This window comes from Desulfovulcanus sp. (genome assembly GCF_982781345.1).
Genome location: NZ_CEYAEZ010000007.1, coordinates 49,517 through 60,144 on the forward strand (window position 1 = coordinate 49,517; position 10,628 = coordinate 60,144).

Here is a 10,628-nt window from a genome sequence, read left to right on the forward strand (position 1 = left end):
TCATGAATTCAAAATCGTCCTTTTATGTCCAGAAAAAGCCATGTATCTCCTTGATTGGCATGGCTGGTTCAGGAAAATCAACCCTGGGTAGGCTACTCAGCCAAAGTTTATCCTGGGCACATGTTGACACAGACAGGCTCCTGGAAGCATGGTGGGGAACAAATCTACAATCCATTCGCGACCATCTGGGGCTTAAGGGATTCCTACAGGCCGAAGAAAAGATAGTTTTAGACCTCAGACTCAACCGGTGTGTTATCTCTACCGGCGGAAGTGTAGTTTACAGCGCACCAGCCATGGACTACTTAAAAAGTCTGGGCCCCATCATCTATCTGCATTCGGAGCTGCAAACCATACTTGAACGGGTCCAAAATCTCTCCACCCGTGGCCTAGCCATGGACAAAGGACAAACTCTGGAAGACATTTACATGCAAAGAAAACCGCTATATGAACAATATGCTGACTTTGTAGTCAGTACCGACCAGAATTCGCCTCAAAAATGTGTACAACTAATTGAACAATGGCTAAAAAAATAAAAAAGATTCTGCCTAAAATCGCCTTCAATAGATTAGAACAACTCTATGCTCAAATGGAGGAAGTTTATAATAAATGCGCTGAAAAGATTGGCCTTACTTGCCAGGAATGTCCGGATAACTGCTGTTCTAGCTTTTTTCAACATCACACCTATCTAGAATGGGCCTATTTCTGGAAAGGGTTGAACTCCTGTCCTCAAGACCTGAAGGATCGAATTATTGCGCGGGCCAAGAACTATGTCCAAAGAGCCAAAGAAAATCTCAACCAGGGCATAAGACCAAACATTATGTGCCCCGTTAATGAAGCTGGCCTATGCGTCCTGTATAAATATCGACTTATGATCTGTCGGATGCATGGCGTACCCAATTCTTTGACCAGACCTGACAAACAAAGGCTCACTTTTCCTGGTTGTTACCGTTGCCAGGAATTGTGTAGTTCTTTGCAAGACTATCCGGTTTTGGACCGAACAAACTTCTACACACAATTAGCTCACTTGGAAATGGCTTTTGTCGGGCCTAAGATCAAAAACATGCCTAAAGTAAATTTAACGCTGGCCGAGATGATTATGCTCGGGCCGCCAAAACTTGTCGCAAGGTAAGCTAAGATGAGAAAATATCTTTTAGCTTTACTCCCTCTACTGTTCTTCCTCGGTTGTACGCATTTGAGCGTAAAACACCTGAACAAAAACCTCTGGTCATTAAATACAAGCCAAACCTTGGACATGCGTTTTTGGACATTTGAGTATGAGACCTTATTTATAGACAACTCCTATAATATCAGAGGGGTTGCCTATCCCAAAAAAGAAGTTATTCCCGCATGGGCAGAGTGGATTCAAGACCTATGGCTCTCTGCCTATTTAAGTGATATAAATGGACATGTGGTGGCCAAAGCTCTTAAAGTCTATCTGCCTCGCAAGTTAGATTACATCAAAGGAGTACAATTCGAGTTTCAGCTCCAGCCGGAGAAACTCCCCTCGGCAGGCCCCTTATTCGTCACTTTTGGCTATAGTATGCAACTAACCCCCCACCAGTTTGACAAAATAACTGACCGCCCCCTGACAGGAGAAAAGACTAGAGTCTTTTATGCCAGCCAGGGGGCGCTAACAAGGTAGTTTTATTAAAGAGCCTGTGGCCGGCCGAACCCTATTTTAACCGCTGATTGAAAGTCTTGGTTTCTGAAATGCATTACAAACGGCTTGGGTAAGCCATCTTGGCGAAGTTTACGGAAAAACAGAGCATCGGGGTGAATGGGCTAAATGTTTTGAGAGATTGACCATAACTATCGATAATAAAAAAATATTTGTTTACCCAAAATATCCCATTATGCTCTATCCGCAAGCAAACCTTAGATAGGTCCAAGCCTTTGTACCAGCATGAAAGAAACCAAGACTAGAATAAACCATGGAAATTAAGTTGATAAAGAGGTTCGACCACAGGCTCTAAACCTAATTTAGCTTATTTGAGCCGACATTTTGCATCCCATTAACTTTTAAAGACATAATTATCTTCTGAGCATTTTCTGTTTTCTTCCACTCATCATAGATTTCCAACCATTTATCAAAATCAAGCACCTTCTTATCCAACTGGTCTTCATGTAAGGAAACCCAAATATTAAAGCCATGAATTTCAGTATTAAATTCCAAGCTATCCAAAACTCTGGGAATAAACCCTAGCTCGTATTTAATACCATCGAAGATTTGCTGGATATATTGAACAATAATCTGTTGTGAAAGCTGCGGAGATATCACCTTACCATTTAACTCTTCGGCCAATCTAGCCAACTGACCGTATTTCTCCTTTAATTTCTGAAGTTGCTCGGGACTTAAAAAAATAACCAAATCTTCTCCATCTTGATGAACAAAATAAAACCTCAGCCAATGTTCGAATTTAAAAGGTTTTGAGACCTCTTTTACTGCACTTTGAATCTTGTTCTCCATAAGTATCTCCTTATCTTTTAGTTACCCCTGCTAAGGATAAAGTTATCGACTTTACAGTTGCCAGGCAACAAAAAAAAACCAATTATAATTAAATAGGTTACACATAAATCAGCCTCTATCCATATTGCTATAGACCAACATCCTATTTTTTAAAAAAAATACCTTTTTTAAAATAATATTAAATAGTAACAATCATAAAAAAAATAGGCACGCTTTTTATAGAAAGCAAACATATTTTTAATGAGGTCAAAAATAAATCTTCGAGCCTTAAAGAGATATGAAAAAATAGCATATCTTTACATTTTTTTACAAATATGTTTATAGAAAAAAGGTTCTAAACAATAATCAAAACTTGACAGATTTTCTTTTCTTATTGACAAAAAAAAACTCTGTGTTTAATAAAGTGATATTGCTCGCATATCTTTTTTTTTAAATTAATAAAACATTGGAGGTAAGTACAAATGGAAGAGTATTTAAAACAAGCACTAGAAATTGTTAAAGCTCAGGCAAGTGTACGTAATATGACCGAAGACGAAATAACTTCTATGGTTAGAACACTTGCCGAAGGTATCCGAAACGTGGCTGAAGGAGAACAAAAACAAGAAGCCACAAAACCCCCAGTTGACCCAAAGAAAGCCATTCGTGAAAAAAGCATTGTCTGTCTGGAATGTGGAAAATCCTTTAAAGTATTGACCAAAAAACACCTTGCTTCTCACGAACTAACCCCAGAAGAATACAAAGAAAAATGGGGTTATAAAAAGAACACTTCTTTGGTTGCCAAAGGTTTGGCTAGAGAAAGAAGAAAAAAAATGCAAGACATGAGGCTATGGGAAAAGAGAAAAAAGAAATAGATTAATTAAACCACAAGCCAATTTTGTTACAAAAAAGTGAGGCCATTAGCCTCACTTTTTTGTTTTTGATCATTTTTCTACTTGCAAAATACCACACCATCTGGATATAGCCGCCCTATTATGAGTAAAGATTTAATTATTGTTGAGTCTCCGGCAAAGGTAAAGACCATCAAAAAATTTCTGGGACAAGACTATCTGGTTGAAGCATCAGTAGGTCATGTACGCGACTTACCCACAAAAAGACTGGGAGTAGATGAAAAAAATAATTTCCAACCCCAGTATGAAATTATTCCTGGCAAGAAAAAAATCGTCAATAAATTGCGTGCTACAGCTTCTCAGGCAAACCAGGTATTTCTTGCTCCGGACCCGGACCGGGAAGGTGAGGCCATAGCTTGGCATATAGCTGAGCTTATCAAAGATAAAAATCCCAATTACAACCGGATTCAATTCAACGAAATCACTGCCAGGGCAGTAAAGGAAGCCCTGAAACACCCCCGGCCCTTGAACGAAAACCTGTTTAACTCCCAGCAGGCACGGCGCATTCTGGATCGCCTGGTCGGGTATAAGATTTCCCCTATCTTATGGAAAAAGGTCAAAAGAGGTTTATCAGCTGGTCGAGTCCAGTCTGTGGCGTTACGCCTTATTGTAGACAGAGAAAGGGAACGGCATAAATTTGTTCCCGAGGAATATTGGCTGTTCAAAGTCAGATTAGAGGCAGAAAAAAATACGGAGCCTTCAGCGGACCAAGGGAAAGACTTTGTAGCTGAACTCTGGAAGATCAACAAGAAAAAGGCCCACATTCCTTCCGCCCAAAAAGCACAAGAGCTTGAACAGGAAGTTCGTAAGTCATCGTTTGTAATTTTAGAGCTCACGGAAAAAGAAAGGAAAAAAGAACCAAAGCCTCCTTTTATTACTTCCACACTGCAACAGGAAGCCAGCACCCGGCTAAATTTTTCAGCTAAAAAGACCATGACCGTTGCTCAGAGACTGTATGAAGGTGTTGACCTGGGAGATATGGGTACCACAGCTCTGATTACTTATATGCGCACAGATTCTGTACGCATTGCTAAAGAAGCCCAGGAAGCAGCTAGAGCCTGGATCCTGGAAAACCTGGGGCAGAAGTTCTGCCCGCCAAAGCCAAGAAATTTTAAAACCAAGGCTGCGGCGCAGGATGCACACGAGGCTATCCGCCCAGTGGATCCCAGCCTCACCCCGGACATGGTCAAAACCTATCTTCCGGCCGATCACTTTCGTCTTTATAGACTCATCTGGCAACGCTTTATGGCCTCGCAAATGGCTGCGGCCAAGTTCTGGGATACAGTGGTGACCATTAAAGCCGGAAGTACTCTCTGGCGCGCCAAAGGTCAGAGACAAATTTTCCCGGGTTTTTTAAAGATTTATTATGCTCATGGCGAAAATCAGACCGACAAAGAATTACCTGAACTGAAAGAAGGCCAAGTTTTAAATCTCTTGGAACTTTCCAAAGAACAAAAGTTTACCCAACCTCCATCCCGCTTTACAGAGGCTTCCCTGGTGCGTAAACTGGAAGAATTGGGCATTGGCCGTCCTTCAACTTATGCCACCATCATTTCGACCCTTACAGACCGAGATTACGTAACCAGGCAGGAAAAGCAATTTGTTCCCACTGAACTAGGTAATGTAGTGTGCGATCTCCTTGTCAAACATTTCCCCAAACTCATGGATGCAAGCTTTACTGCAGCTATGGAGAAAGACCTGGATACCATTGCCATGGGAGATAAGAATTGGGTCGATGTTTTACAGAAATTTGCTCAAGAATTTTACCCTACGCTGGAAAAAGCCCAAAAAGAAATGGCTGAAGTTAAGGCTGGCAAAGAAACTGATATAAAATGCAGCAAATGTGGCCAGACCATGCTTATTCGTTTTGGTCGAAACGGAACCTTTCTGGCCTGTTCTGGATATCCGGAGTGTAAAAATACAGCCAATTTTACACGGGATGAATCAGGCAAAATTCAAATTATCCCTTCAGAGCCCATAGAATTAAAGAAAGCAGGAACCTGTCCAAAATGTGGCCGCGACTTGGTGGAAAAAAAAGCGCGTATAGGCAGCCGGTTCATTGCCTGTACAGGTTATCCAGAATGCAATTATACAAAGCCATTTTCCACCCATGTTCCATGTCCTGCCCCCGGCTGTCCGGGAGAATTAGTGGAAAGAAGTTCTCGACGCGGAAAAGTCTTTTACGGATGCGACCAATATCCCGGATGCACTTATGCTGTTTGGAATTTTCCTGTGGAGAGAGAGTGTCCTAAATGCGGCTCAAAAATTCTGGTCAAAAAAACAACCAAAGCCAGAGGAGAGCATCTTGCCTGTCCGGAAAAAGGATGCCGGTACTGGGAAAAGATTGAATAGAAAGATGAGAAGATTAGAAAGAACAAAAAAGGGAGGTGCAAAAATTCAGCAACCATTCTACTCACTTTTTAACATGAACTTAACTTCCAAGCTGCCCAAATCCTATATTCCTAAACATATAAATTATGTACCTTTATGATTACGAAAAAATAATCAAAACCAGAGCTGCAGCGCAAAAATTTCTACTCAAGTTTTGCTGGAAAAACTATCAACGCTTTTGTCCACGCTGCCGCTGTCGGAAGCTGTATAAACTTTCCAGCGGCAAAAGACGTTGTTCCAGGTGTGGCTATACTTTCCATGACTTCAGCCGCAGATTTATCAATTATGGTCAACTTTCTCCCCGGCAATGGTTGAGATTTTTAAAACTCTTTGAACTGGAGGTAGCCACGGATGTTATGGCCAAACAGCTAGATGTTAGCTATAATACTGTTCGTAAGGCCCTGACAGTCCTTCGTCTGGCAATCCTAGCCCATTCCCTGGATGGACCGCAGATTATTGCTTCCCTATCCCTGCTTTCTCTTTTAAAAAACAAACCGCCTGCCAGAAGGATCAGTCCGATTTTGGGTATCTTGGAGCGGTCAGACCAGGTCTTTGTGGACTTTTTACCAGATTTAAGCCTAGAGACAGTAATTCACTTTAAACTTAATTTTCACCTACAAACTAAAAATATCGGGCACATTGTCTATTCTGACCGCTATAAAGAATACTTAAGCCTCTTATTTTACGATGACGGGATTTCTGCCCAATACGGTTTAAAACACAATGGCAAATCTCTCGCCATTGATGGCAACAAAAATTTCTGGGCCTTTGCCAAGCCTAGGCTCAAACGGTTCAAAACCATGAATCCCCAACGCTTTTTACTATACTTTAAAGAACTAGAATTTCGCTATAACCACCGCAACAGCGATGCCTTTACTACTCTAGCCAGTTATCTGTGTGCCTTGATCCCTAATGACACATTAAATAACTCATAGCCTTTTTAATTATCAGACAAGCCAGTCAACCTAATCCCGCCGGAGGCGGAACAATCAACAAATATCATTTCCAAATAACTTCATATTTCTTTAAATAGCCTACCGGATGATAGGATTCTTTGGCCTTACGCAGTCCAAGCTCACCCAGGTCCTGTTCTCTGTTTACATACTTATATCCGGAAGCAGAATTTTTTAAAAATAGCTGGTTTATGGCCTGATAAACCCCTTTATAATTGGGACATCCCTTTTCAAAATGGATAACCAGGGTGTCTGGTTCCAACTCCTCAGCCACTGTGTAGGCAATCATTTTCTGATCGACTAAAAGTCCAGCTCCAAATAAACCTTTTATCTTATCAAAATCGTGAAAAATCCTTATGATGACCTTATTCTCTGCATCTAACGCAGGCGAATTGAAACACTCTTTCCACAGGCACCATTCAGTCTGTAAGGCAAGGGCATGTTCAATATATGTTTGTTCAAGTTCAACATAAGTAAAATCATATTTTTTTACAAACTGATTCAATAGATTTTTCTTTTTATGAAATTTGTTCCCCTTTAGCTCTATAAGTTCCTGAACAAGATAAAGGTAATCCCAATGGTCCCTGGACTCTTGCACCATGATCCCAGGCAGTTGCTCAAGCCAGATTTGCTTTAACTTCTCAGGGACACGGATAAAGCGAATAGGTTTCTTGATACGACTATAAATTTTTCTCCAATCCAGGTCCCAATCGCCAACAGGAGCCCAAAAAACTTCTTCCGGTCTGGTTTGTTTGAGCCAGACCAAATCATAAGCAAAAGACCATTTTATACCATATTCTTCTGCCCATCCCCAAATATTGGCCAGACTATAGTCTGATGCCTTTTGTGTACATTGACAAAAGAAATTATTATATTCATCCTGTCTTGAAAGCGCTATGTTAACAAAATTCATAATTTTGTGATTCGTGAATTCCCTTAAAAATTTCGATATATTAACTAATTGCAATCTGCACCTGCAGACCCAAACTATATAGCCTTAGGTGACTCTTTTTCGCTGGTCAACCAAATATGGATTATTTTTTTGACGGAAAAATCATTGCTCTTCAAAGGGACAAATTCGTTTTGTCGAAGGCCGAGAACACAAATCGAAAACAGGGCACCTAAGCCAGAGTATCTGGTTTGGATGCCTGGAGACGAGTTGAAGTGAAAAAAAGTATTCGCGATTTTACTTTTTCTATTCCATGGAACCTTGGGCTCCTGACTCTGGCGGCCTTTCTTATTGCCACATCCATTAAGGCCATTGCCCTGGACCATCAGTTTATATGCGGCGGAATTTCGGGCTTAAGCCTTCTTTTTTATTACTCCACACATAAACTAAGTCCAAGTATCTGGTTTTTTCTCTTAAACATACCCGTATTTGTCCTCGGACTCATTTTTGTCAGCCGAAGATTTTTTCTTTATAGTCTCTTTGGAATGCTGGCCATGACTTTTTTTCTGGAGGTCATCAACTTTCGCATTATTATTCATGATCACTTTCTGGCAGCACTAAGTTACGGTTGTATTGCAGGTGCTGGAGGCGGCATAGCCTTTCGAACTCTGGGGTCAACAGGAGGCGCAAGTATCCTGACTATCATTTTGCATCAAAAATTTAACTTACGCATTGGCCAAACAAACTTTCTATTTAATTTCATCATTTTTGCTTTAAGCTTTGCTTTTTTAGATACTGACTTGGTGCTATTTTCACTGGCAGCAGTCTTTGTTTCTTCCTTTGTCAGTGAATATTTTATGTCTTTATTTAATCAACGCAAAATGGTCCTCATCATCAGTAACTCCCCAGATGCCATCGCTAAAAGCATAAATGAAAACTTACACCGCGGTTCAACTCTCATCTATGGTGAGGGAGCATATACTGGTCAACGCAAAAAAATCGTCATGACCGTGGTCAACAATATCCAACTCAAAAGACTTGAAGAAATAATCTTTTCCATTGACCCAGAGGCCTTTGTCATTTTTGAAAACACATTAAATGTCATTGGACGCGGATTTTCCAAAAGAAAAGTCTATTAAAGATTAAAGGAGTCTGTGGCCAAACCCCATTTTGACTACCAGATTGAAAAGCCTGGTTTCTTGAAAGCATTGCAAAGGGCTGGGTTCAAGCATTTGCACCAGCTTGAAAGAAATCAGGATTGAAAAAAAATTATGAAATATTGTCCTCTTAAGTAAAGTTTGGCCACAGACTCTAAAAGACTAAGAAGTTAATTTTTTCTATCTTCTTACCTCTTCACTCTTTAACTTTAACATCTTAACCCGTAGACCTTGTTATGAAACCCATAGTCCTGCTAACTGATTTTGGCCTGGAAGATATCTATGTAGGCCAGCTAAAAGGGGTTATCGCCCGCTATAATGCCCAAATAAAAATTATCGATTTAACCCACCACATCCAGCCCTTCAATATTCTCCAAGGGGCATATTTTTTATGGTCAAGTTATACCTATTTTCCTAAAAATTCCATTTTTGTCTGCGTTGTAGATCCAGGCGTAGGCACAAAAAGGAGGATTCTTATAGCTAAAAACAAAGCATGTCTTTTCCTTGCTCCGGACAATGGCCTGCTTACGATGCTGGCCCAAGAACATCTATTGGATAAAGTCTATACTGTCTCACATGAAGATTTTATGGCCAGCAGCACTTTTCATGGCCGCGACATTTTTGCACCCTTGGCCGCTCGCTTAAGCCTTGGAAAAGAAGCGCATGACCTGGGTAAAGAAATTAACCCGGACAGCATTTATATGCTACCCCATATCCAGCCAGAGTATAAAGATCAGAAAATAACCACTACTGTTTTACATATTGATCATTTTGGTAACATAGTCCTCAACCTACCTATTACCAGTTGGGAGACAACTCTTAAGCAACACTCTCGTCTCTTTTTTAATGAACTTCAACTTCACCTGGTTTCCACGTATGCCCATATACCGACAAATGAACTAGGGCTTATCCCTGGCAGCCAAAAAATGTATGAACTGGCCTTAAACCAAGCCAGTGCCCATAAAAGACTAAACCTTTCAATAGGCCAAAAAGTCTCTTTGTCTCTTCAAAAATGAACCATAAAAACTTATTTCTATTGACGCTATCCTTTCTATCGCGGCTTGGCAAAGCCCCTGTGGCCAGCCCTCAAGACATGAGCCGGTGCATGATCTATTTTTTCCCTGTAAGTCTTATTTTAGGGCTTATTATCACTCTACCCTTTTATCTGGGTCTGGGGCAGGGGCATCCATTTGTCCAGGCCTGGATTATACTATGCCTCAACATCTATTTGACCAGGGCCCTGCACTGGGATGGCTGGGCAGATATCTGGGACGGCTTAGGAAGTAATGCGCAAGGAGAAAAATTTTGGACCATAGTTAAAGACAGCCATACTGGTGCCTTTGGGGTAATCGGTCTCATCCTGGGGCTCACTGGCCAACTTACTTTAAATTATGAAATTGCAGCAGCTAACAAATGGCCCATAATCATCTGGGCTATTGTCCTGGGCCGGACAGCAGCGGTTATTCTCGCTTTTTCGGGAAGAAACCTTTTAAGACCCGGTATGGGCAAATATTTTCTGCAAGGCGCCACCCCAAATGTCCTAATCTTGAATCTAACCCTAAACCTCATTTTAGGCCTTTCTATCTTAAATCTTGAGCAGGTCGTTTTCTCCTTTTTAGTTCTTGGCCCTGGACTGCTCAGGCTTTACAGGCTGGCCAGCAAACAGGAAGGATTAAACGGTGATTTTCTTGGGGCAGCAATTATCTGGGGAGAAATCAGCGGTCTCTTTTGTGTTCTGCTTGTTTCATAAGGTTAAAAAATCTGGGAAAAACAATACCAAAGCTTGTAACCGAACCTTTTTATCAACTTAATTTTCATGGCTTATTCTAAGTCTTGGTTTCTTTCATGCTGGTACAAAGACTTGGACCCATCTAAAACTTGCTT

11 protein-coding genes are annotated in these 10,628 nt (G+C 40.9%); 9 read left to right on the plus strand and 2 right to left on the minus strand.

What is annotated here, in order from left to right:
* Nucleotides 1-2: 2 nt before the first annotated feature.
* Genes thrB through AC3WVG_RS02215 form a run of 3 tightly spaced genes read left to right on the plus strand, consistent with a single transcriptional unit; the run spans nucleotide 3 to nucleotide 1,642 of the window.
* On the plus strand, nucleotides 3-533 hold the full coding sequence (thrB, locus tag AC3WVG_RS02205) for a homoserine kinase (protein WP_488796546.1): 531 nt from the start codon (nucleotides 3-5) through the stop codon (nucleotides 531-533).
* A complete protein-coding gene (locus AC3WVG_RS02210; RefSeq protein ID WP_488796547.1) occupies nucleotides 518-1,129 on the plus strand; it encodes a hypothetical protein in 612 nt (203 codons plus the stop codon). Before thrB ends, AC3WVG_RS02210 begins: the two co-directional genes overlap by 16 nt.
* 6 nt (nucleotides 1,130-1,135) lie before the next feature.
* Nucleotides 1,136-1,642, plus strand: a complete 507-nt coding sequence (locus AC3WVG_RS02215) for a hypothetical protein (protein ID WP_488796548.1) — start codon at nucleotides 1,136-1,138, stop codon at nucleotides 1,640-1,642.
* Nucleotides 1,643-1,975: 333 nt separating this feature from the next.
* Here the strand turns inward: AC3WVG_RS02215 and AC3WVG_RS02220 are convergent, their stop codons facing one another.
* Nucleotides 1,976-2,467 carry a hypothetical protein gene (locus AC3WVG_RS02220; RefSeq protein ID WP_488796549.1) on the minus strand — a complete coding sequence of 164 codons (492 nt, stop codon included), beginning with the start codon at nucleotides 2,465-2,467 and terminating at the stop codon, nucleotides 1,976-1,978.
* 461 nt (nucleotides 2,468-2,928) lie between these two features.
* Here AC3WVG_RS02220 and AC3WVG_RS02225 point away from each other — a divergent pair, with 461 nt between their 5' ends.
* The 3 genes from AC3WVG_RS02225 to AC3WVG_RS02235 all read left to right on the plus strand — a co-directional run bounded on the left by AC3WVG_RS02225 (nucleotide 2,929) and on the right by AC3WVG_RS02235 (nucleotide 6,680).
* Nucleotides 2,929-3,318, plus strand: a complete 390-nt coding sequence (locus AC3WVG_RS02225) for a Ros/MucR family transcriptional regulator (protein WP_488796550.1) — start codon at nucleotides 2,929-2,931, stop codon at nucleotides 3,316-3,318.
* Between the two features lie 120 nt (nucleotides 3,319-3,438).
* Nucleotides 3,439-5,706, plus strand: a complete 2,268-nt coding sequence (topA, locus tag AC3WVG_RS02230; protein ID WP_488796551.1) for a type I DNA topoisomerase — start codon at nucleotides 3,439-3,441, stop codon at nucleotides 5,704-5,706.
* Between the two features lie 125 nt (nucleotides 5,707-5,831).
* On the plus strand, nucleotides 5,832-6,680 hold the full coding sequence (locus AC3WVG_RS02235; RefSeq protein ID WP_488796552.1) for a transposase: 849 nt from the start codon (nucleotides 5,832-5,834) through the stop codon (nucleotides 6,678-6,680).
* Between the two features lie 64 nt (nucleotides 6,681-6,744).
* Here AC3WVG_RS02235 and AC3WVG_RS02240 read toward each other — a convergent pair whose 3' ends face one another.
* Nucleotides 6,745-7,611 carry a DUF2156 domain-containing protein gene (locus AC3WVG_RS02240; protein WP_488796553.1) on the minus strand — a complete coding sequence of 289 codons (867 nt, stop codon included), beginning with the start codon at nucleotides 7,609-7,611 and terminating at the stop codon, nucleotides 6,745-6,747.
* Between the two features lie 251 nt (nucleotides 7,612-7,862).
* Between AC3WVG_RS02240 and AC3WVG_RS02245 the strand changes: the two genes are divergently transcribed.
* The 3 genes from AC3WVG_RS02245 to AC3WVG_RS02255 all read left to right on the plus strand — a co-directional run bounded on the left by AC3WVG_RS02245 (nucleotide 7,863) and on the right by AC3WVG_RS02255 (nucleotide 10,494).
* A complete protein-coding gene (locus AC3WVG_RS02245) occupies nucleotides 7,863-8,726 on the plus strand; it encodes a YitT family protein (protein WP_488796554.1) in 864 nt (287 codons plus the stop codon).
* Nucleotides 8,727-8,980: 254 nt separating this feature from the next.
* Entirely contained in the window at nucleotides 8,981-9,760 is a 780-nt protein-coding gene (locus AC3WVG_RS02250; protein ID WP_488796555.1) for an SAM hydrolase/SAM-dependent halogenase family protein, read from the plus strand.
* Complete coding sequence (locus tag AC3WVG_RS02255) at nucleotides 9,757-10,494, plus strand: adenosylcobinamide-GDP ribazoletransferase (RefSeq protein WP_488796556.1); 738 nt, start codon at nucleotides 9,757-9,759, stop codon at nucleotides 10,492-10,494. The genes AC3WVG_RS02250 and AC3WVG_RS02255 overlap by 4 nt, the downstream gene beginning before the upstream one ends.
* Nucleotides 10,495-10,628: the final 134 nt, after the last annotated feature.

Bases quoted from the DNA above. Each gene is read 5' to 3' on its own strand.
- AC3WVG_RS02210 (WP_488796547.1), top strand. From the start codon at position 518: ATGGCTAAAAAAATAAAAAAGATTCTGCCTAAAATCGCCTTCAATAGA.
- topA (WP_488796551.1), top strand. From the start codon at position 3,439: ATGAGTAAAGATTTAATTATTGTTGAGTCTCCGGCAAAGGTAAAGACC.
- AC3WVG_RS02235 (WP_488796552.1), top strand. From the start codon at position 5,832: ATGTACCTTTATGATTACGAAAAAATAATCAAAACCAGAGCTGCAGCG.
- AC3WVG_RS02250 (WP_488796555.1), top strand. From the start codon at position 8,981: ATGAAACCCATAGTCCTGCTAACTGATTTTGGCCTGGAAGATATCTAT.
- AC3WVG_RS02225 (WP_488796550.1), top strand. From the start codon at position 2,929: ATGGAAGAGTATTTAAAACAAGCACTAGAAATTGTTAAAGCTCAGGCA.
- AC3WVG_RS02240 (WP_488796553.1), bottom strand. From the start codon at position 7,611: ATGAATTTTGTTAACATAGCGCTTTCAAGACAGGATGAATATAATAAT.
- AC3WVG_RS02220 (WP_488796549.1), bottom strand. From the start codon at position 2,467: ATGGAGAACAAGATTCAAAGTGCAGTAAAAGAGGTCTCAAAACCTTTT.
- AC3WVG_RS02215 (WP_488796548.1), top strand. From the start codon at position 1,136: ATGAGAAAATATCTTTTAGCTTTACTCCCTCTACTGTTCTTCCTCGGT.
- AC3WVG_RS02255 (WP_488796556.1), top strand. From the start codon at position 9,757: ATGAACCATAAAAACTTATTTCTATTGACGCTATCCTTTCTATCGCGG.
- thrB (WP_488796546.1), top strand. From the start codon at position 3: ATGAATTCAAAATCGTCCTTTTATGTCCAGAAAAAGCCATGTATCTCC.